The organism is Anaerosalibacter bizertensis, from assembly GCF_009696605.1.
Taxonomy (GTDB): domain Bacteria; phylum Bacillota; class Clostridia; order Tissierellales; family Sporanaerobacteraceae; genus Anaerosalibacter; species Anaerosalibacter bizertensis.
The window spans coordinates 174645-197171 of the sequence record NZ_VULR01000002.1; the positions used below are offsets into that span (position 1 = coordinate 174645).

Below are 22527 nucleotides of genomic sequence, written 5' to 3' on the forward strand. Positions count from 1 at the left end.
GGAATTTTTACATTAGTGGTGCAAATAGACGAAATACTTCTTGTATAAATCGGATAATAGCATTGTTTTTACAGTCTTCTTCTGTTACTTGATAACATTTTTCTAAAGTTTCAATAAAATCATCACGAACTTCCATAACAGCTTTGCTTTTATATAACCACACGCCACATTCAAAATGTAGATAGAGACTTCTAAAATCTAGGTTAGTTGTGCCAACTGTTGCAACCTTATCATCAGATACAAAGGTTTTAGAATGGATAAATCCTTTAGAATATTCATAGATTTTTACTCCAGCTTCAATAAGGTCTCTGTAGTAAGAACGAGTTGTTATATGGACGATACGTTTGTCCCAGCAGTAGGGTGTTACTATACGAACATCTACACCACTTTTAGCAGCTAGTGTTAGTGCTGAAAGCATACTATCATCTATAATCAAGTAAGGAGTATTTATATAAATATATTTTTTTGCATTATTAATAATATGTAAATATACATGTTCTCCCACATTTTCTTTGTCCATAGGACTATCAGCATATGGTTGTACAAGTCCATCTTTTTCTATTGTACAAGGTTCTTTTTTCCAAGGATAATACTGTGTAAAATCTTCTTCAATACCACTACATAAAGCCCACATTTGTAAAAACATTAGTGTAAAACTCCAAGCTCCTTCCCCTTCAACCATAATGGCTGCATCTTTCCAATGTCCATATTTTTCAACAGCATTAATATATTCATCAGCTAAATTGATACCTCCTGTAAATGCAACTTTTCCATCTATAACAGCAATTTTTCGGTGATCTCGATTATTTTGTTTTGTTGAAAGAAAAGGACGGAAAGGATTAAATACAACGCATTTTATTCCCAATTTTTCAAGTCTTTGAGGATAATCTTTAGGTAATAAGAAAAAACATCCTATATCATCATAAATAAGACGAACGTCAACCCCTTTTTTTGCCTTTTCTATTAGAATATCTAAAACTGTGTTCCACATTATGCCTTCATGAACAATAAAGAATTCAAGAAAAATATAATCTTCTGCCTTTTTTAGTTCCTCTATAAGGTGTTTAAACATTTCTTCTCCAGGAGATAAATATTTAGTTTTCGTATTACTATATATAGGGAAATCAGCAAAGTTTTGTAAGTATTGAATTTGAGGTATATATTCAGGAGCTTCATTACAAGCATCTTCAAAGATATTTCCTGACATAAGGAATAGCGGCTTACTTTCATTTTCAATACATGACAATATTCTGCTCATTTTTCTTGTAGAGATTTGAAAATTAAATAACAGGTAAAACAATCCTCCAAATACTGGGAAAACAAGTATTAGGAAAACCCAAGTCAACTTGTAAGCGCCTTTTTCTTTTTTGCTAATAATATGTAAAGCGGCTAATAAACTAATTGCTTTCAGTCCCCAGTTAATAAACATTGAATTTTTACTACTACTGAAAACAAGATATATAATAATTGCAAATTGAACTACTAGAAGTAAAGAAATTAATATCCGTCTATGGATTAAAGTCCATAACCATTTTTGACGCATTTATACACCTCCATATTATATCTGTGTCTAATAATAAGTATTGGTAAGAAATTATAAGAAATTGATATTAAATACATTATAAATTTATTATACTTTAATAATGATTTAATATCTATAAATTATGTTATAATTTCAATATATAGAATTTAGATATTATTTAAAGGAGAATCTGATTATGGCGGCATCTAAACATTGATTGCATAAATAACATTATAAATTTCCTTATTATATAAGGCTTTTTTGTTATGCAATTAATTGTGGAGGTGCTAAAATGAATAGAAATAGAAATTTGTATTTACTTTGTACTATAGCTTTTTTGCAAGGGTTAGTTTTTTATGGACCTGTTGCTACACTATTTAGACAGAACAGAGGACTTTCATTAAATAATATTTTTATTTTAGAGACTATTTTCATAGTTCTTATGTTTATATTTGAGGTGCCATGGGGATATATTGGCGATAGAATTGGCTACAAAAATACATTGATAGTATCTTTTTTCCTATTTTTCTTATCAAAAATAATATTTTATAATGCCCATTCTTTTAGTATATTCTTATTAGAAAGTATTATAGTAGCTATATCAATATCAGGTATATCTGGTTGTGATTCGGCCCTTATCTATACTTCTATAGATGGGGAAGATAGTGATAAAGCTTTTAGTTATTATTCTGCTTCTTCTACAAGTGGATTTTTAGTTGCTTCATTTATGAATTCATTTATAGTGAAATATTCTTTAGATCTAACTGCATTTCTAACTATTATTCCATATGGCATAGCTTTTATTCTTTCATTTTTCTTAGTAGATATTCATCAACATAGAAATGAAGAAAAGATTGGTCTAATAGATAGTTTTAAAAGTTTAAAACATAATAAAATCATATTTATTTTTATAATATCTATAGCTTTAATTTCAGAAAGTACCCATGCATTATGTATTTTCTTAAATCAACCTATATATTTAAGAAGTGGTATTGATATTAGATATTTTGGAATCTTGACAGCAATTATGCAAATATCTTGTCTTTTATCAGCAAAAGCATATAAGCTAAATCAGAAAGTTGAAACAAAGAATCTATATACTATTCTAATTTTGATGATAATAGGAGCAAATATACTGCTTATATATATTAGAAATTGGCTGTTGGTTATAGCTATGATATTTATAATAGAAGGTGCTTTTGCTATAACTCAGCCACTATCAAATACAATACAGAATGAAAGTATTGATACATTTAATAGGGCTACAATTCTTTCTGTTTATGCTATGATAGGGAATATAATTGGGGGACTTTCAAATTTAGTCATAGGTAGAGCTTCAGATGTTTCATTGGAAAAAGCCATAGGGGTATGTGGAGCCTTAAATATATTAGGACTGGTTTTAATATTATTTTTCTTTATAAATAGAAAAAGATAACTTATACAAATGAGAATGCTATCAGCTTTGCAACTAATAGTTGCGTAGATGTAAACTATAATTGGTAGTAGCAACTAAAGTATAAATATATAATAAAATCACGATAATAAAAATGAGAGGAGACACAGTATGAATTTAGAAATTGCTGAGAGACTTACAAATTTAAGAAAAGAAAAAGGTTATTCTCAAGAAGAATTGGCAGCACAACTTGGTATTAGTAGACAGGCTATATCTAAATGGGAAAGAGGAGAAGCAAGTCCAGATACTGATAATCTTATTTTACTTTCTAAAATATATGGAATAGGATTGGATGAATTACTTAATATAGATGGATTTAAAGATGCTGAAGAAGGAAATAATAAGAAAAAATTAGTAAAGTTTCCTTATCCAGTATTGGTTACAATTATATATCTTATACTGGGATTTTCATATAAATTATGGCATCCAGGCTGGATATTATACTTAACAGTTCCAATCTTTTATTATGTAGCAGTTAAAATTGATAGAAGTAAATAAACAAGATGCTCCATAAAGGGGCATCTTGTTTATTTACTATTGATTTAAATATGAATATTTTTTGTCCAAAGGCTCTATAGATTTTATTATAGAACCACCAAGACATACTTCGTCTTGATACAATACTGCTACTTGTCCTGGTGTTACAGCTTTTACTGGATAGTCATATTTTATATGGAGATTTCCATTGTCTAATATGTTTACTGTTACAGGTATGTCAGATTGTCTATATCTAAATTTTGCAGTACATTTTAGTGGCATATTGGGAGTTTCTTCTAATATCCATTTTGGAGATTCTCCAATTAATGAAGTAGAATAGAGGGCAGGATGTTTTTTTCCTTGTGCTACATATAATATATTTTTTTCTAAATCTTTTCCAGCTACAAACCAAGGTTCTCCAGTCCCTATTCCCCCTAGACCTATACCTTTTCTTTGACCTAATGTATAATGAATAAGTCCACTATGTGTGCCTACTTTATTTCCATCTACAGCTAACATATCTCCTTGTTTTGCTAAAAGATATTTATCTAAAAACTCGTCAAAGTTTCTTTCTCCTATAAAACATATACCTGTAGAATCTCTTTTTTTAGCAGTGTATAAACCATGTTCTTCAGCTAACTTTCTAACTTGTTTTTTCTCTAAATGTCCTACAGGAAATATAGTTTTTGAAAGGGCTTTTTGTCCTATTCGAGATAAGAAATAGCTTTGATCTTTATTTTTATCTTCTCCTCTTAAAAGATAGTATTTTCCATTTTTTTCTTCTACCTGTGCATAATGTCCCATAGCTATATAATCTGCATCTAACTTTAAAGCATAGTCCAAAAAAGCATTGAACTTTATTTCTTGGTTACACATTACATCTGGATTAGGAGTTCTTCCTTTTTTATATTCATCTAAGAAATAGGTAAAGACCCTATCCCAATATTGTTTTTCAAAATTTATAGTATAATAGGCAATTCCAAGTTGATGAGCTACTTTTCTTGCATCGTCAGAATCTTCTGTTGCTGTACATACACCATATTCATCTTTTTCATCCCAATTTTTCATGAAAAGTCCAACTACTTCGTAACCTGCTTCTTTAAGAAGTAGTGCAGAAACAGAAGAATCAACACCTCCACTCATGCCTAATATTACCCTTTTTTTCATAAATATTTCCTCTTTTCTTTAAAAATATATTGTATTTATATTAAATATTGTACCATAGTTTTTTAATCATATACTTATTTTAAAGCAATAATTCCTAGCTAAGCTTTCACTTAACTAGGAAGTATTATATACTAATATTCTTTTGCTAGAAAGTATAAAGTTTTAACTGGTACTCCAGTAGCACCTTTTGGCAGGTAAGCATTTTTAGAAGAAAGGTATGAAGTACCTGCAATATCTAGGTGAACCCATGGAGTATCTTTTACAAATTCTTGAAGAAATAGTCCAGCAGTTATAGTTCCGGCACCTCTACCACCTGAATTTTTCAAGTCAGCAAAAGTTCCTTTAATTAATTCTTTATATTCATCATTGTGTGGCAATTCCCAAACTGGTTCTCCTGCAATTTCAGCAGCTTTATTAACATTGTTCATAAGAGTATCATTATTTGTAATGGCACCTGTGTTTATATTTCCTAAAGCTACTACACATGCACCAGTAAGAGTTGCTATATCTATTATTTTATCAGCTTTAACTACATCAGCAGCATACCATAGCGCATCAGCTAAAGTTAGTCGGCCTTCTGCATCTGTATTTAATACTTCTATAGTTTTTCCAGACATAGAGCCAATAATATCACCTGGTTTATAAGCTTTACCAGAAATCATATTTTCACAAGCAGCTATTATTCCAACTACATTTTTCTTAAGCTTTGACATTGCTATTGATTTCATAGCTCCTATAACAGATGCTGAACCAGCCATGTCTGAGTGCATAGTAACCATGCCATTAGAAGTTTTAATAGAGTATCCACCAGAGTCATAAGTTAAACCTTTTCCAACAAGGGCTAATTTTTCATCTGAATTAGGATTGCCTTTGTAGTTCATTACAATTAGTTGAGGTTCTTGTGAAGAGCCTTTGGAAACTGCTAGAAAAGCTTCCATGCCTAATTCTTCAATTTCTTTTGCTCCATAAACTTTTACTTCTACTCCAACCTGTTCTAATTCTTTTTTTGCATTATTTGCAAGAGCTTTAGGTGTCATATACATAGCAGGTTCATTTACAAGATTTCTTGTTAAAAAGATACCTTCTATTAAATTTTTTGTTTCTTCTATAGCTTCAATAGTTTCTTCTTTCTTTTCTTCTAATATATCAAGATAAATATTCTCTACACTAGGTATAGTTTTCTTTTTAGTTAAATATTTTTCAAAACTATATTCTGATTGTAATAATCCTTCAACAATAGCTTGAACTGTATTTTTATAGTCAATGTTTTTAAAGATAGGTATAGAAATATCTGCACTTTCAATTTTTAAATCCATTAATTCTACTCCCAGATTATAAAAAGCTTTCCTAAGAGAGTTGCAGGTTATCTTATTTTTTTCACCAAGTCCTAATAATATAACTTTATCTTTAGAATATAAAGCATTTGAATAAATTTCACCACAATTACCTTTGAATAAATCTTTTTTCATTAAATATGAATATAGTTCATTAGCATCTTCTAATTCTTTTGTTTCTTTAGTAACTGGTATTATTTTAACCTCTCCACCTTTTTGAAGTTTAAAGTTCATAAAATCACTCCTTCCCAATATTTAGTCTAATTTTATCAGATTATATATATAAGCTCAAATATAAGAGTGATATTTAAGGGATTTATTTAAAAGCTAGAAATACATGTTGTCTATATGATATAATTTATAAACATATGAATGAATATTAGAAGTGAAGAGGGTTATATATGAATATATTAAAAAAAGCAGCAGGTAAGATTTTATATGGTATTGCCAAGTTATTATCAGTAGTATTGGATGTTTTTATAAAAGTAGTGGAAGCTATAGTGACAGTTCTAGGCAATGTTACTAAAGGGCTTATTGCTTTTATAGGTATGGGAGGTTGTCTATTACTTTTCATATTTTCTGGTCCCCTTGGTCTTTTACTTTTAATGAATCCTTTAGTTCTTTTTGCTATTTTATTTTTTGTTATATTTCCATTATTGGGAACCAAGTTTGTATCTTATTTAAAATATATAAAGTATATTGTGACAGAGTTTTTATTTGATCGTGCAAGATATCTTATTGATGGAATAAGTTATCAGTTTGAATCATTTAGTGAATATAAGGATAAATATAGGAGAATGGAAGAAGAGAGAAAGAGAAGAGAACAGCAACAACGTTGGAATGAACAACAGAGAGTATGGGAAGAAAGGTTTAGACAATGGTCTGAGTATCAAAGACAAAACAGCGGTTATTCTGACTATGAATGGTATGGACAAAATGCTGGCAATAGTAATCAAAATATGTACCAAGATCCAACTATTGAATTTAAAAAGAAATATGAAGAAAGTTGTGATTTACTAGGTGTTAAATATGATGCAGATAAATATGAAATAAAGCTAGCATATAGGAAAAAAGCAAAGGAATACCATCCAGATTTAAATAAATCACCAGATGCAACAGTTATGTTTCAAAAGATAAATAATGCATATGAGTTTTTAAGTGATAGCAATATAGAAAGATATAGGAGAATGTCTTAGAAAAGAGGGTTATAGATGAATTGGCTAAGGAAATTTATGGTAGGCAGGTACGGAGTAGATCAGTTGTCAATTGCATTAATAGTAGTTAATTTGATTTGTACCATTTTATTGAGATTTTTTAATAGTTCTATATTAAATATATTTTGTACAATTATTTCAGTAATAGTTATTTATAGGATATTTTCTAAAAACATATCCAAACGATATCAGGAAAATATTAAATTTTTAAACATTTGGAATCCCATAAAAAGAAAAGTAAATAAGAGGATTCAAAGAATAAAAGATTTAAAGGACTATAAATACTTTAAATGTTCTAATTGTAAGCAAACCCTTCGTGTTCCCAGAGGAAAAGGGAAGATCTCTATTACATGTCCAAAATGTAAACTTGTAATGATTAAAAAATCTTAGAAACAATAGATAAAAATACTTCTAAATTATTAATAAATTATAAGCATTTTTTATAAGCATTTTTGTAAAAAGCTATGAAATCATGTGTAAATATAATATTAAAGCAGCATTTATATTAAAAGGAGTGTGAAAAATGTACGATGTAATTATAATTGGAGCAGGTATAATAGGTACTAATATAGCAAGAGAGTTATCTAGATATAACACTAAAGTATTAATCATTGAAAAAGATATTGATGTATCCATGGGAGCTACAAAGGCCAACAGTGCAATTGTCCATGGAGGATATGCAGAAAGCCACTCAACCTTGAGAGGAAGGTTATGTTATAAAGGAAGAAAACAATTTAAGAGACTAAATGAAGAATTAAATTTTGGTTTTGAAGAAACTGGTTCATTAGTAGTTAGTACAGAAGATGATAAAGAACCACTGGAAAAGCTAATGGAAAATGGTATTAAAAATGGGCTAGATGATTTAAGTATTATTGGTTCTGAAGAAATAAGAGAAATTGAACCAGAATTAACCCATGATGCTAAATGGGCATTGTACTGTAAAGGGGCAGGGGTTTGTTCACCATATGAAATGGCTATTGCCATGGCTGAAAATGCAATAAAGAATGGTGTTAAATTAGAACTTGAGAATGAAGTTATAGATATAGAAAAGATAGAGGATAGATTTAAAGTAACGACAGATAAGGGAGAATACTATGGGAAATATGTAGTAAATGCTGCAGGACTATATTCTGACAAGATTTCTAAAATGGTTGGGGTAGATAATTTTGAAATTCTTCCTAGAAGTGGAGAGTATATTTTGTTTACTAGAGGTACAGGTGATCCTATAAATACAGTTATTTTCCAACTTCCAACTAAACTTGGGAAAGGTGTATTAGTTACATCTACTTACTATGGAAATCTTCTTATTGGACCAGATGCAAATGATGAAATTGAAAGAGAAGATACATCAACCCATGTGGAAAGAATAGCCAAGATATACCAACAAGCTAAGAGTTTATATGATAAAATCAATCCTAAGCAATTTATAAGAAGTTTTACTGGAATTAGGGCTAGAAGTTCAACAAATGATTTTATTATAGAGGAAACAAAAGTTAAAGGTTTTATTAATGTAGCAGGTATCCAATCCCCTGGTCTAACATCATCACCAGCTATTGCTGAAATGGTTATAGGAATTCTTCAAGATGCTGGATTGAAATTAGAAGAGAATCCAAACTTCGATCCTTATAGGAAGCCGATTATAATTAAGAAGCCTTTAAAACCATTTAACGAAATAAAGGATAAAATAGAACTTCCATTAGGCTCTGAAGGAAGGATTGTTTGTAGATGTGAACAAGTGCTAGAGGAAGAAATTGTAGATGCATTGCATAGAGGTATAAAAGTAAAGACCATTGATGGAGTGAAAAGAAGGACTAGAGCTACTATGGGCTGGTGCCAAGGTGATTTTTGTAAGCCAAGGGTTATTGAAGTTATGGAAAGGGAATATGGTGAAAAAATAGATCCTTCCTATGATATAGAACATAGTGGAGTAAATAGGGTTCAAAAGTCGGAGCTATTAGATTATTTAAACAGTCTTGAAGAAGAATAAACCTATACGTTGAAATTTATATTAATTGAAATTGACAAAGTTTGACATAACAGATATTATTATAAATAATATTAAATTGTATTAGTTTAAAAGACAGGAGGGGATGGAGAATGGTAGAGAAGATTCCAACTAGGGAGGAAGCCTATGAGCTACTGAAAAAGTACAATAAAAATGAAAGTCTAATAAGACATGCATTAGCTGTTGAGGCTGTTATGCTCCACTTTGCAGAACTATTTAATGAGGAAGATAAAGAAAAATGGGGAATAATAGGACTTGTACATGATCTTGATTATGAAATGTATCCAGAAGAGCATTGTAAAAAAACAAGGGAGATATTAATAGAAGAAAATTGGCCTGAAGACTATATTAGAGCAATAGAGAGCCATGGATGGAAGATATGTTCCGATGTAGAACCTTTAGAAACAATGGAAAAAGTATTATATGCAACTGATGAGCTAACAGGACTCATAACTGCTACTGCTTTAATGCGTCCAAGCAAGAGTATACTAGATCTTAAAGTAAAATCTTTGAAGAAAAAATGGAAAAGCAAAGGATTTGCTGCTGGAGTAAATAGAGAAGTTATTGCTGAAGGCGCTGAAATGCTTGGAATGGATTTAAATGAAGTTATGGAAGAAACAATAAAGGGAATGCAAAAAGTAGCAGATGAAATTGGATTGAAAGGCAATGTAGAGGTTTAAATTTAAAATTATGTGAAAAGAATGCTAAAGCTTTAGCATTCTTTTTTATTTTCCATTTTTTATAATAAAATTATTGACTTAATCATATAATACATTTATAATGAAGAGTAACTTTAAAAAATAAAGTGACTTCGAAAAATAAAGTTAATACTATATTTAATATGAAAAGGAGGCGGCTTTGGGTATGGAGCATATAAATTTTATTGTTGTATTTGTTGAAGGATTACTTTCTTTCTTTTCACCTTGTGTCATATCAATTTTACCAATATATCTAGCCATATTGTCAGGTAGTAGTGTACAGAATTTAAAAGAAGGAAATGTTAAATTAAAAGATAGTCCATTACTTAAAAATACTATTCTATTTGTACTAGGTATATCTACAACTTTCTTTATACTAGGCTCTTCAATAAATGCATTTAAACATTTCTTTACAAGTAATAAAGAGATTATGACTACAATAGGTGGAATTCTTATAATTATAATGGGACTTTTCTACTTAGGATATTTAAATCTACCATTTCTCCAAAAAGAAAAGAAGTTTAATGTAGGGGTACGAGAGATGAAACCATGGACAGCTTATTTATTAGGCTTTACTTTTAGCTTCGGATGGAGTCCATGTATTGGTCCTATGCTTGCTTCTGCACTTATTATGGCTTCAAGCTCTGATAGTGCATTGATTGGGAACCTATTGATTTTAGTATATACTATAGGATTTACATTGCCTTTTATAATTATTTCTATATTTTATAATAGGTTATTAAAATATGTAGATAACGTGAAACGTAATATGAAAACAATTCAAAAAATTGGAGGGGCTATTCTTATAATAACTGGTTTAGTAATGGCTTTAGGAGGAACTGATAAGATAGCAGGATATTTTAAAAAGTCAGAAGAGAATCCAACACAATATAGTCAAGAAGTAACAGATGAGGATACTGAGGAAGATATTAATAAAGAAGAACCTTCAGAAGAAAGTACAGAAAATGAAGAAAATAAAATTCCAGCAATAGATTTTACTTTAGTAGACCAATATGGTGAAACCCATACTCTAAGTGACTATAAAGGTAAGGTAGTATTTTTAAACTTCTGGGCTACATGGTGTCCTCCATGTAGGATGGAAATGCCTGATATAGAGGAGGTTTATAAAGAAAGAGGGAAAAATGCTGAAGATGTTATAATATTAGGTGTAGCAGGTCCAAACTTAGGAAGAGAAGGTTCTAAAGAAGAAATAATTGAATTTTTAAAAGAAGAAGGCTACACATATCCAGTAGTATTTGATGAAACTGGGGATATTATGGCAACATATAGTATCCAGTCTTTACCTACTACATTTATAATAGATAGGGATGGAAATATAGTAGATTATGTTTTAGGAGCTATGAGTAAAGAAACAATGGAGAATATTATAGATGTTGCAGATTAATATATTTTATATAAATTGGTAGTTAACATAGAGTTACAAGGGAGATGGTATTTTGAAAGTTACTTATGATTTAGAATGTAATCTAGCTCAAACACTTAATATTTTAGGGGATAGATGGACTATGTTAGTTCTTCATAGAATATCTAAAAATAAAAACACTTTTAAAGAATTACAGGAATCTTTAGATTCTATTCCTACAAATATACTTTCTAATAGGATAAAGCTCCTTGAAGAAAATGAACTTATATACTCAGAACTATATAATGAACATCCACCTAGATATAAATATATGCTGACACAAAAAGGGAAAGATTTTAATCATGTGTTTAATTCTATGATACTTTGGGCAAATAAATATTTAGATAATTGTAATAGAACCCTATGCCATAGAGAATGTGGAAAGCAAGTAAAAATTAAATATTATTGTGAAAACTGTGATGAATATGTAGACGATCTAATAGTGAAAGATTATTGAGTTATTTGTTGAAGTGAGAGGCGGTGGATAATATTCTAAACTATGTAAAAAAGAATTTAGAGAAAATAAGTAACTATATTTTTTATACAGGTCTTTTAGTAGCAGTTTATGGACTTTATAAAATTTATATAAGTAGAAGAGGATTGCCACAGGGAGTATGTCCCATAGACGACAATCGTCCAATAATGTATATAGCAATAGGTTTATTTATTGTATCATTAGTACTATATACTATATGTGATTTTCAAGAAAAGAAGAAAAAACAGTGAAATAAAAAAAGCATTGAGGTCTTTTAATAGATCCTCAATGCTTAAAATTATTCTTCATATACTATTTCATAGGTAACTGGTGTAGCTTTTTTTAACATAGCTGAAACACCACAATATTTTTCTTGAGACAATGATACAGCCCTTTCTATTTTATTTTTAGGAAGATCTTTACCTTTAAATCTAAAAGTTAGGTGAATATTTTCATAAACCTTTGGATGTTCTTCTGTATTATCAGCTTCTACTTCAATATTTAAATCATCTAGTTCAACTTTCATTTTCTTCAAAATTGACATAACATCTATACCTGTACATCCAATTAATCCAGCTAAAAGAAGTTGTTTTGGACGGGGTCCAAGATCATTTCCACCTATTTCTTCAGATGCATCAGTAATGAATTTATGACCATCAAGGTCCATTTCAAATCCCATATTTCCTTTTAATTTAGCATGAAGTTTTTTCTTTTCCATAAAATCACTCCTTCTAATATACCTTATAATTCTATTACCCAATTAATTGATAAATAAAAGGTTTTATAGATTAGAATTGGTTCTATTTTTATGTTAATATATATATAGTACAAATAAATATTGGGGAGCTTGTGCATACAGGCTGAGAGGAAGCTAATTGCAGCTTCGACCCTAAACCTGATTTGGATAATGCCAACGTAGGGAAAGTTTTAGAAATTTAATGGAATTTACCCTTTGGTAGATTCCATATTTTTTTAGAAAATTGGTATTATACAGATCTCTATTTTATATAATGGAGGGATATCTTATGTTTGAGAAAATTTTAGAAAATGTAAGAGAGAATGAGCCCATTGTCCACACTATAACAAACTATGTGACAGTTAATGATTGCGCTAATATAATATTAGCAGCTGGAGGCTCACCAATAATGGCTGATAGTAAGTATGAAGTAGAAGATATAACATCTATTGCTAATTCGCTTGTTATTAATATAGGTACATTAAATGGAGAATCAACTCAAGCGATGCTGAAAGCGGGTAAAAAGGCAAATGAATTAGGACATCCTGTAATACTTGATCCTGTAGGAGTAGGATCATCAAGTTTTAGAAAAAAATTTGTTTTTGACTTATTAAAAGAGGTAGATTTTTCAGTTATAAGGGGCAATATATCGGAAATAAAAACAATTTATAGAGGAAAAGGTATAACTAAAGGGGTAGATGTTGATGAAAATGATATAGTAACTGATGAAAATATTGATGAAACTATAGCTTTTATTAAAAAATTAAGTAGGAAAACAGGAGCAGTTATTGTAGTTACTGGGGCGATTGATATAGCATCAAGTAGTGAAAAGACTTATATAATTAGGAATGGACATCCACTTATGACTAGAGTTACAGGTACAGGATGTATGCTAACAACAGTTATAGGTAGTTTCTGTGGCGCAAATAGTAACAATATTCTTGAAGCAACGGCAGCAGCTGTTTGTGCCATGGGTATTTGTGGTGAATTAGGCCATGACAAGTTAGAAGAAGTTGGTGGTGGCACTTCAACTTATGGAACATATATTATTGATTTTATGAGTAAGATGGATAGCGAAATATTAAATGGAGGTGCTAAAATTGAAATTAGATAGAAAGTCTATGCTTTTATATGCAATAACTGATAGGACTTGGCTTAAAGGTGAAACTTTATCAAATCAAGTTGAAGATACAATAAAAGGAGGAGCTACTTTTATTCAATTGAGGGAAAAAAATCTATCCTTCAATGACTTTGTAAAACAAGCTGAAGAAATAAAGACGGTTACTGATAAGTATAATATACCTTTTGTTATAAATGATAATATAAAGGTAGCTTTAGCTGTTGATTCAGATGGAGTACATGTAGGGCAAGAGGATATAAGTGTGAAAGAGGCTAGAAAGCTAATTGGTGAAGATAAAATAATTGGGGTTTCAGCTCAAACAGTTGAACAGGCAGTATTGGCAGAACAAGAAGGTGCAGATTATCTAGGGGTAGGGGCAGTATTTCCAACATCAACAAAGTCTGATGCTAATTGTATTTCTTTAGAACAGTTGAAAGAAATATCTATGGCTATATCTATACCTATAGTTGCCATTGGTGGAATCAATGAAGAGAATATAGAAGAGTTAAAGGGAACAAATATAGATGGTATCTGTGTAATATCTGCAATATTTTCAAAGGCCAATATCTTTGAAGCTACAAAGAGATTAAGAAAGTTGTCAGAAGGAATAGTAGACTATGAAGTTTAAAGGAGCAATTTTTGATTTAGATGGAACCCTTATAGATTCCATGGCTGTATGGGAAAATATTGGAGAAGAGTTTTTGAAATCTAAAGGAAAAATTCCACCCAAAAATCTTTCTGATACATTAAAGACCATGAGCTTTCAAGAGTCTTCAAAATATTTTATAGATGAGTTCAACTTAGATCTATCTGTAGATGAGATAATATATGAGTTTAATAGAATGGTAGAAGATAAGTATAGATATGAGATAGGTCTTAAAGAAGGTGTAGTCTATTATCTCAGAAAACTAAAATCAAAAAATATTAAAATGTGTATTGTTACTGCAACGGATAAGGCGTTATCAGAAATTGTACTTACTAGGCTTAAAGTATTAGATTTCTTTGAGTTTATATTGACTAGTGGAGAAACTGGAATCCCTAAGGATAATCCAGAAATATATTTACAAGCCTCAGAAATGTTAGGATATAGTCCAAATGAAATAATAGTATATGAAGATGCACTTCATTGTATTAAAGCTGCTAAAGAAGCTAATTTTTATGTAATAGGTGTAGAAGATGAATCTGCAAGGGAAGATAGAAAAGAAATAAAGAAAATAAGTGATGGCTATATAGAATCTTTTAAAGAATTTAATTTCAATTAAATTAGAACGGTTTTTACTTCATAATATTTTATAAATTGTTTAAAACTATAATATAGTTTAGTAGTTACTGGGTATACATAATTAGTGTGAAATTATAATAAATATTTATATTATTAAATAATAGAAAAGGATGGTATGTTATGGAAAGATATAATATGGAAGAATTGAATAAGATGACAATAGAAATGCTTGAAAAGCGAGGAGTGAAATTAGAGGATATTGGAGAAATAGTATTACATCTTCAAGAAGATTATTATCCAGATTTAACTTTGGAAATATGTTTAGAAAGTGTAGAAGCTGTACTTAAGAAGAGAGAAATAATTCATGCAATTTTAACAGGTATAGCTCTAGATGAGTTGGCAGAGAAGAAACTTCTACCTGAACCTCTTCAAAGTATAGTAGAATCAGATGAAGGATTATATGGTATTGATGAAATTATTCCCTTATCCATTGTAAATGTTTATGGGACTATAGGCTTAACCAATTATGGATATTTAGATAAAAAGAAGATAGGAATAATAAAAGAGTTAGATGAGGCTAAAGGTGAAGAAGTAAATACATTTTTAGATGATTTAGTAGCAGCAATTGCAGCGGCAGCAGCTAGTAGAATAGCCCACTCTGTTAGGAAATAAGTGAAGACAACAAAAAAACAGCCAATGTTGGCTGTTTTTTATAACTACAAAGTTAAATTAGTTGATGGCATTATTATCTTCAAAAGGATATTTATTGACTAATTCTCCTAAAGCAAAAAATCTCTTTCCAGTCCTAGAAGAATGATAGCAAGTCATTAAAGATATTATTGGTTTACCTTTTTTTTCTGCCTTTTCATCTTCAATCATATCCATAGCAGTATCGGGAACTACAACAGTATCATATATTTTGTATTCATAAATATTTTTTTTATCCGATATAATGACTTTACTTCCAACTTGTATATCCATAAGGCTTCCAAAAAGGAGCTCTTTATTTTTCATATGATGTCCTGCTAAGGTATAGTTTCCCTCTCCCATAGATTGTTCAGGTTTCATTGTAGCTGCTCCAACCATAAGATTAGAATCATTTAATCCTTTAAGTATAGGAAGGTTGATATTTAGATCGGGAATTATTAGTACTCCAACAACAAGATTTTTATCAAAGTTCATAGTACCATTTATTATAGATCTTATATCAACATCTTCTACACTCGAAAAATCAAATTCTCCTTCTAATTTATCATTTGCTTCTATGTTTTCCATACTTATTTCATCTATAGAAATATTTTTATTATAGTATTTAATTATCTGTTCAGTTAAAAAAGGGGTTAGTATTAGGATTATACCAATTATTATCAATATTGTTGCTACTATTTTTTTCAAAATATTGACCTCCACATGAGAAATTATTATAAGCAAATTATATATGAATATACTTATTTTATCAACTAAAGGATAAAGTGCCTATATTATTGGTTTGAGAGGCTTTTGTTATTTATAATATTTTTGATATAATAGGAGAAATAAATAAAATTAAAATAATAAGGAGGGAAAAATTATGACTTATATATCTGATAAAGGAAGACGGTTAAGAAAAGTAGAAACAGAGCTTTCTACAGCTTCTACAGAGGATAAGAATAGGGCCCTTAAAAAAGTTATTGAAAGCTTAGAAAACCATAGAAAAGATATATTGGAAAGCAATGCTTTAGACATAGAACTAGCGGAAAAGAATAATATGAAAGCTGGATTAATAGACAGATTAAAACTAGATAATAGTAGGTTAGATGGTATAATAGAAAGCATTGATACAGTAATTAAATTGCAAGACCCTATATGGAAAAGTGATAAAGTATGGACTATAGAAAATGGACTAACTATATCGAGGATGACAGTTCCATTGGGGGTAATTGGCATAATATATGAATCGAGACCTAATGTAACGGTAGATGCTTTTAGTTTGGCTTTAAAGAGTGGCAATTGTATTATGCTACGAGGAAGTTCCAGTGCTATCCATTCTAATAAAGCTTTAGTAAATGCTATAAAAGAAGGCTTAAGAGCAAGTAATATATCGGAAGATGTAGTCCAATTTATAGAAGAAAAAGATAGGCAATATGTTAATGATATGCTTAAGGCCAATGAATATCTTGATTTAATAATTCCTAGAGGTGGAAAAGAGTTAATAGATTTTGTAGTGGAAAATTCATCTGTACCTACATTGCAAACAGGTGTAGGCAATTGTCATATATTTGTAGATGAAAGTGCAGATATTAAGAAGGCGTTGAATATTGTAAATAATGCAAAAACACAGCGTATAGGAGTATGTAATACCTGTGAAACATTATTAGTCCATGAGGCTATAGCAGATGAATTTTTGCCTATGATTTATAATAAATTTAAAGATACTGTAGAAATAAGAGGATGTACTAAAACTAGGGAAATAATAGAAGCAAAAGAAGCAAAAGAATCTGATTGGAAAGAAGAATTTTTAGACTATATAATAGCGGTGAAAGTTGTTAAAGATATTAATGAAGCTATAGATCATATAGGGGTCTATGGTTCTAAACATTCAGAAGCAATAGTTACAGAAAACTTTACTAATTCTAAAATTTTCTTAAGAAAAGTAGATGCATCAACAGTTTATGTAAATGCATCAACCCGTTTTACTGATGGAGGAGAGTTTGGATTTGGTGCAGAAATGGGGATAAGTACTCAAAAAACCCATGCAAGAGGACCAGTTGGCTTAGAACAGTTAGTAATATATAAGTATTTAGTAATAGGAGATGGACAAATAAGAAAGTAGAGGGATTTATATGGCAGAGAATATAATAAAAAACAGCAATAAAATAGTTATAAAGATTGGCAGCAGTACAATAACTAGTGAAGATGGAATTATAAATAAGGAATTTATAGATAGTCTAGCTAAGCAGGTAAAGTCCTTAGTAGATGAAGGAAAGCAAGTGGTTATTGTATCTTCAGGTGCTAGAATTGCAGGAGTATCAACTATAGATAAGTGGTCAAGAAAAGAGGATGTAAACTATAAACAAGCACTATGTGCCATTGGCCAAGTAGAACTTATGGATTCCTATAGAATAATTTTTAACAAGTATAATGCCCATGTTGCTCAAATATTACTGACTAGAGAAGATTTTAATAATCATGCAAGAACATTAAATATAAGAAATACATTATTTACATTATTAGACGAAAAGGTTATACCAATAGTAAATGAAAATGATACGGTTTGTGTAGATGAGATAAAAATAGGGGATAATGATATGCTAGCAGCTCAAACTACAGTATTATGGAATGCAGATTTACTCATAATTCTCAGCGATATAGATGGAATATATGATAAAAGTCCTGTAGAAAACAGGGATGCTAAATTAATTGAACTAGTAGATGATGTAGATGAATTAGAAAAGCATATATCAATAGGTAAGTCTAGTTCTTTTGGAACTGGAGGCATATCAACTAAGTTAAAAGCAGCAAAACTTGTAAATAAATATGGCATAAACATGATAGTAGCCAATGGGAAGAAAGAAAATATAATAGAAAAGCTAGCAAGTGGAGAAGAAAAGGGAACACTTTTTATATAGAAACTAGCTTTTAACAGAAGCTATCTTGACAACTACTTTTAAACCCTATATAATTCTCTATACTAGAGGGAGTAACTTTCCTATATGGAACCAAAGTCGTCATGACGGATAGTATCCCGGCTTTGGTGGCTAGTTAGTTTGGCTTAGTGAGACTCTACGGTTTATTCTTATATAAATAAACTGTGGAGTTTTTTTATGTACTTTAAATTTAACAATATGAAAGGAGAAAAATAATGGAAGGGTTAATTCATTCTACTCTTATTGAAGTTTCAACATTGGTTTTATTTATTGTTATTGGGGTTAGCTTATACATATTAAGTAAAGGAGCAGATATTTTAGTTAATGAGGCTGTTGGTCTTTCTATTCGTTGGGGCGTTCCTAAAATGATTATAGGTGCTACTATTGTAAGTTTAGGAACTACATTACCTGAAGCAACTGTTTCAGTATTTGCTGCAATTAATGGTAATCCAGATTTAGCTTTAGGAAACGCAATTGGATCAATTATTGCAGATACAGGTCTAATCATTGGTATTGCAGCATTGATAGGAAGATTGCCAATAGATAGAAATACTATTAAACGTCAAGGTAGTCTACAATTAATGTCTGGTATATTGTTAGCTATTGTAAGTTTACCCTTTTTTTCTAAAGGTCCTGATGGAATAATTACTCAGTGGATGGGTTTTCTTTTTATTGGCTTATTGATTCTCTATATTATAGGAACAATTAGTTGGGCAAAAAAATCTAATGAAGCAGTTTCATCAGAAATTGAAGGAGAGGAAAGTTCTTTATTTATACAATTGATTAAACTAGTTATAGGAATAACTTTAGTTATTATTTCATCTAAAGTGCTTATTCCAAGTGTTGAAATAGCAGCTATTCGCATAGGAATTCCACAGAGCGTTATAGCAGCAACTTTAGTTGCATTTGGTACAAGTCTACCTGAACTTGTAACTGCTATTACTGCTGTTAGAAAAGGGCATGGAGAACTGGCAGTAGGTAATATTATTGGTGCAGATATACTAAATGTGTTATTTGTTATTGGAAGTGCTGCAGCAGTAACAAAAGAAGGACTATTGGTACCAACTAATTTTTATAAATTACAAATACCAACTATGTTAATTGTACTGGTTGCTTTCCATATATTTGCTAAAAATAAAGATGAGGTAATTACAAAAACAGAAGGTGCTTTTCTATCAGGAATGTATTTTGTTTATTTAATACTAAACTATGTTTGGATTTAAAAGAGAATGTATTAAAGAAATGAAAGAGTAATATGGTGGGCGATATTGGAGTCGAACCAATGACCTCCACGATGTCAACGTGGCACTCTAAACCAGCTGAGCTAATCGCCCACAAAGTTACTCATATATTATCATAAAATTATTCTTTTTTCAATTATAACAATTCTTTTCTCAATTCCTCGTTGGATTTTGGAGAAATATATGAAAGAGGAATATCAAATATAGAGAATGCTCCTTTCTTACCTTCTAAAGACATCCTATAAACTCCACGAGCAAAAGCAACTAATACAGCAGCAGTAAACTCTGGATTATTTTCTAAAGATAGATTGAATTCAATTCTTTGTTTATGATTGTTTTTATTTATATCAGTAGAAATGACGAATCCTCCATGGGGCATTTTAGAATGGTTTTTTAGGAATTCTTCTTCTGTTATAAAATGGACTGTAGTATCATATTCTGCAAAATAATCTGGCATAGTTTTTATTTCTTCTTCAATCCTATTAGTGTCATTAAAATCCAAAGGTACTACATAGCAAACCCTTTTATGCTTCTCTCTAGATGTAAGTTGAGGATTGTTACCTGACCTTACTTTTTCCATAGCTTCCTCCAATGGAATGGTATATTGGACAGCATATTTCACACCTTTTATTTTTCGAACAGCTTCAGAATGTCCTTGGCTCACCCCTTCACCCCAGAAAGTATAACTTTGTCTATTTGGGAATATAGCTTGGTTAAGTAAACGATTAAGTGAAAATAGGCCAGGATCCCAACCTATAGAAATTAAACTTACCTTATTAGAATCCTTAGCAATATCATCTACCATATTGAAATAATCAGGTATTTTACTATGATTATCATAGGCATCTATAGTATTAAAACAAGCTGCAAGTATTGGACATTGTTGGGGAAGGTCATTAGCTGAACCACCACAAAGAAACATAACATCTATTTCATCTTTATAGTCTAATACTTTAGAAAGGGGGATTACTTTTGAATTTGTATCTATAAGTGAAGGATCTCTTCTAGTGAATATACCTTTTAGTACAAAGTCTTTATTCTCCCTAAGAGCTAACTCTACCCCTTTACCTAAATTGCCATATCCAACTATTCCTACTCGTATTTTTTTATCCATAGTATAGCCACCTCTAATTAGAAATTTTCCTTGATTTTGTTATAAATAGTTTAGCACAGTTTATTTTATTTATCCACTTTAAACAATACTATATCTAATAAGATGGTTAAAATATGTTATTTAATTTGGATAATTGTATTTTTTTAGGGATAGTATTATAATTGTAATCTGTAAAGGGAAACAAATAAAATACTACTAGTATAAGGAGTGGAAAAATGAAATTCATAATACCAATATTAGTTGGAGGAGTTATTGGATATATTACTAATTGGCTTGCTATAAAAATGTTATTTAGACCTTACTATGAGAAGAAGTTTCTAGGTATCCATGTACCTTTCACACCAGGTCTTATTCCAAAGGAAAAAAGTAGGATAGCTAAAAGTGTAGGGAATACAATAGGTGTTTATCTTTTGTCTCCTGAAGTAGTTACACAAGCTATATCTAGTAATAAAATAAATAATCAAATAAGGTCTTGGATTATATGTAATATAAATAGATTAAAGGAAAGTGATATGACTATAAAAGACTTTATCATGGATTTTGACAATGAAAATTATAGTAAGTCATTAGAGATCTTAGAAAAGAAAATTACAGATTTTATATATTTACAGTTAAAGGGAGAAAGCTTTAAAAATGGGACAATGAATTTAATTGAAGATAGAATATCTCATAAACCTATTGAGCACTTTTATGAACCTATGGAGAAAAAAGTAGAGAAATTTATGTCCAATCTATCCAAATCCGATGAAATAAGAGTAGAAGTTAAAAATACTATAGATAAAAAGATATATGAATTATCACAGGATGATAGAACTTTAGAGGAAGTAATACCTAGTGATGTAGTTAACTCGATTAATGAATATATTGATAAAAATAGTGAATATATTGCAAATAGTTTGAGGGACCTATTTGAAAGTCCATCAATAAATATGAAAATTAGGGAATCCATTAACAAATTTGTTTCTCAAAATGTAAGTAGAGCTATAACTATATTTATAAACAGTGAAATGATTTCAAATAAGATATTTGATAGCATAGAAAAGTATATTTATAATCCAGAAAACAATAAAAACATTATATTAATAATTAAATCTTTAATAGATAAATTACTAGAAAGTGAGATATCCAATATAGTTTTAAGTATTTCATCAAATATTGATGATGAAAATAGATGGGAAATTTCAGATGTTATATTAGAACGTATTTTAAATAAGGAAAATCAAGGAAAAGTATTTAGCATAGTAGAGGAAAAAATAAAATTTTCAGAATCAGATATTAAGGAAGGTATTATAGATTTAATATCAGATAATATTGATGGAATTTTAAATTCCGAAACACTGTACAATAATATAAAATCAATCATACACGACAGTCTAAAAAAATTCGTAGAAAAACCTATTTCATATATGTTAGAAAGTGTTGAGGAGACTACAGTTGAAAAGATTATAAATTTTTCCAAGGTCATATTTGAAAAGTTTATAAAAAACAAATTACCTGATATTATCGAATCATTTAATATTTCAAAAGTTGTTGAAGATGAAATAAATAAATTTGATGTAGCTTTTGCCGAAGAAATTATACTTGAAATAGCAAGTAAGGAATTAAAAGCAATAACATGGCTAGGTGCACTTCTTGGAGGAATAATGGGTATATTATCACCTATTTTACAATTGATATAGTATGTATATAATATAAATTTA

General features: G+C 29.8%; 23 protein-coding genes, 1 tRNA gene and 1 riboswitch. Of the genes, 17 read left to right on the top strand and 7 right to left on the bottom strand.

What is annotated here, in order from left to right:
• Positions 1-7: 7 nt before the first annotated feature.
• Entirely contained in the window at positions 8-1543 is a 1536-nt protein-coding gene (gene cls, locus FYJ27_RS02515) for a cardiolipin synthase (protein WP_154482634.1), read from the bottom strand.
• 271 nt (positions 1544-1814) lie between these two features.
• Here cls and FYJ27_RS02520 point away from each other — a divergent pair, with 271 nt between their 5' ends.
• Entirely contained in the window at positions 1815-2957 is a 1143-nt protein-coding gene (locus FYJ27_RS02520; RefSeq protein ID WP_154482637.1) for an MFS transporter, read from the top strand.
• 129 nt (positions 2958-3086) lie between these two features.
• Positions 3087-3473, top strand: a complete 387-nt coding sequence (locus FYJ27_RS02525) for a helix-turn-helix domain-containing protein (RefSeq protein ID WP_154482640.1) — start codon at positions 3087-3089, stop codon at positions 3471-3473.
• 36 nt (positions 3474-3509) lie between these two features.
• Here the strand turns inward: FYJ27_RS02525 and mnmA are convergent, their stop codons facing one another.
• On the bottom strand, positions 3510-4619 hold the full coding sequence (gene mnmA, locus FYJ27_RS02530) for a tRNA 2-thiouridine(34) synthase MnmA (RefSeq protein ID WP_154482642.1): 1110 nt from the start codon (positions 4617-4619) through the stop codon (positions 3510-3512).
• Positions 4620-4750: 131 nt separating this feature from the next.
• Complete coding sequence (locus tag FYJ27_RS02535) at positions 4751-6187, bottom strand: leucyl aminopeptidase (protein WP_154482645.1); 1437 nt, start codon at positions 6185-6187, stop codon at positions 4751-4753.
• A 167-nt stretch (positions 6188-6354) separates the two neighbouring features.
• On the opposite strand from FYJ27_RS02535, the gene FYJ27_RS02540 reads away from it, so the two are divergent.
• From FYJ27_RS02540 to FYJ27_RS02570, 7 genes are all read left to right on the top strand, one after another.
• Positions 6355-7149: a J domain-containing protein gene (locus FYJ27_RS02540; RefSeq protein WP_154482648.1), complete on the top strand. Its 795-nt coding sequence runs from the start codon at positions 6355-6357 to the stop codon at positions 7147-7149.
• A 15-nt stretch (positions 7150-7164) separates the two neighbouring features.
• Positions 7165-7557, top strand: coding sequence for a hypothetical protein (locus FYJ27_RS02545; RefSeq protein WP_154482651.1), 393 nt, complete (start codon positions 7165-7167; stop codon positions 7555-7557).
• A 133-nt stretch (positions 7558-7690) separates the two neighbouring features.
• Positions 7691-9154, top strand: coding sequence for an NAD(P)/FAD-dependent oxidoreductase (locus tag FYJ27_RS02550; protein ID WP_154482654.1), 1464 nt, complete (start codon positions 7691-7693; stop codon positions 9152-9154).
• 110 nt (positions 9155-9264) lie between these two features.
• Complete coding sequence (locus tag FYJ27_RS02555) at positions 9265-9852, top strand: HD domain-containing protein (RefSeq protein ID WP_154482657.1); 588 nt, start codon at positions 9265-9267, stop codon at positions 9850-9852.
• 184 nt (positions 9853-10036) lie between these two features.
• The gene (locus tag FYJ27_RS02560; RefSeq protein WP_154482660.1) at positions 10037-11275 is read left to right on the top strand and encodes a cytochrome c biogenesis protein/redoxin; all 1239 of its coding nucleotides are present in this window, start codon (positions 10037-10039) and stop codon (positions 11273-11275) included.
• A 52-nt stretch (positions 11276-11327) separates the two neighbouring features.
• Positions 11328-11750: a winged helix-turn-helix transcriptional regulator gene (locus FYJ27_RS02565; RefSeq protein WP_154482663.1), complete on the top strand. Its 423-nt coding sequence runs from the start codon at positions 11328-11330 to the stop codon at positions 11748-11750.
• Positions 11751-11773: 23 nt separating this feature from the next.
• Positions 11774-12019: a hypothetical protein gene (locus FYJ27_RS02570; RefSeq protein WP_154482666.1), complete on the top strand. Its 246-nt coding sequence runs from the start codon at positions 11774-11776 to the stop codon at positions 12017-12019.
• Positions 12020-12066: 47 nt separating this feature from the next.
• On the opposite strand, the gene FYJ27_RS02575 is transcribed toward FYJ27_RS02570, so the two are convergent.
• Positions 12067-12486 (bottom strand): OsmC family protein, encoded by a 420-nt coding sequence (locus FYJ27_RS02575; protein WP_154482669.1) that lies wholly within the window; start codon positions 12484-12486, stop codon positions 12067-12069.
• Positions 12487-12597: 111 nt separating this feature from the next.
• Positions 12598-12707, top strand: a riboswitch (TPP riboswitch).
• Positions 12708-12793: 86 nt separating this feature from the next.
• Here FYJ27_RS02575 and thiM point away from each other — a divergent pair.
• The 4 genes from thiM to FYJ27_RS02595 all read left to right on the top strand — a co-directional run bounded on the left by thiM (position 12794) and on the right by FYJ27_RS02595 (position 15518).
• The gene (gene thiM / locus FYJ27_RS02580; RefSeq protein ID WP_154482672.1) at positions 12794-13618 is read left to right on the top strand and encodes a hydroxyethylthiazole kinase; all 825 of its coding nucleotides are present in this window, start codon (positions 12794-12796) and stop codon (positions 13616-13618) included.
• Positions 13605-14252 carry a thiamine phosphate synthase gene (gene thiE / locus FYJ27_RS02585; RefSeq protein ID WP_154482675.1) on the top strand — a complete coding sequence of 216 codons (648 nt, stop codon included), beginning with the start codon at positions 13605-13607 and terminating at the stop codon, positions 14250-14252. The genes thiM and thiE overlap by 14 nt, the downstream gene beginning before the upstream one ends.
• Positions 14242-14886, top strand: coding sequence for an HAD family hydrolase (locus FYJ27_RS02590; RefSeq protein WP_154482678.1), 645 nt, complete (start codon positions 14242-14244; stop codon positions 14884-14886). Before thiE ends, FYJ27_RS02590 begins: the two co-directional genes overlap by 11 nt.
• A 140-nt stretch (positions 14887-15026) precedes the next feature.
• Positions 15027-15518, top strand: coding sequence for a phosphatidylglycerophosphatase A family protein (locus FYJ27_RS02595; RefSeq protein ID WP_154482681.1), 492 nt, complete (start codon positions 15027-15029; stop codon positions 15516-15518).
• 57 nt (positions 15519-15575) lie between these two features.
• On the opposite strand, the gene FYJ27_RS02600 is transcribed toward FYJ27_RS02595, so the two are convergent.
• On the bottom strand, positions 15576-16241 hold the full coding sequence (locus FYJ27_RS02600) for a class A sortase (protein WP_154482684.1): 666 nt from the start codon (positions 16239-16241) through the stop codon (positions 15576-15578).
• Between the two features lie 175 nt (positions 16242-16416).
• Here FYJ27_RS02600 and FYJ27_RS02605 point away from each other — a divergent pair, with 175 nt between their 5' ends.
• The 3 genes from FYJ27_RS02605 (at position 16417) to FYJ27_RS02615 (ending at position 19695) form a co-directional block, all read left to right on the top strand.
• Complete coding sequence (locus tag FYJ27_RS02605) at positions 16417-17658, top strand: glutamate-5-semialdehyde dehydrogenase (RefSeq protein WP_154482687.1); 1242 nt, start codon at positions 16417-16419, stop codon at positions 17656-17658.
• Between the two features lie 10 nt (positions 17659-17668).
• The gene (gene proB / locus FYJ27_RS02610; protein WP_154482690.1) at positions 17669-18454 is read left to right on the top strand and encodes a glutamate 5-kinase; all 786 of its coding nucleotides are present in this window, start codon (positions 17669-17671) and stop codon (positions 18452-18454) included.
• Positions 18455-18687: 233 nt separating this feature from the next.
• Positions 18688-19695: a calcium/sodium antiporter gene (locus FYJ27_RS02615; protein WP_154482693.1), complete on the top strand. Its 1008-nt coding sequence runs from the start codon at positions 18688-18690 to the stop codon at positions 19693-19695.
• Positions 19696-19728: 33 nt separating this feature from the next.
• Here the strand turns inward: FYJ27_RS02615 and FYJ27_RS02620 are convergent.
• Positions 19729-19806: transfer RNA gene (locus FYJ27_RS02620), tRNA-Val, on the bottom strand.
• Positions 19807-19849: 43 nt separating this feature from the next.
• Positions 19850-20827: a diaminopimelate dehydrogenase gene (locus FYJ27_RS02625; RefSeq protein WP_154482696.1), complete on the bottom strand. Its 978-nt coding sequence runs from the start codon at positions 20825-20827 to the stop codon at positions 19850-19852.
• Between the two features lie 215 nt (positions 20828-21042).
• Between FYJ27_RS02625 and FYJ27_RS02630 the strand changes: the two genes are divergently transcribed.
• A complete protein-coding gene (locus tag FYJ27_RS02630; protein WP_154482698.1) occupies positions 21043-22506 on the top strand; it encodes a DUF445 family protein in 1464 nt (487 codons plus the stop codon).
• Positions 22507-22527: the final 21 nt, after the last annotated feature.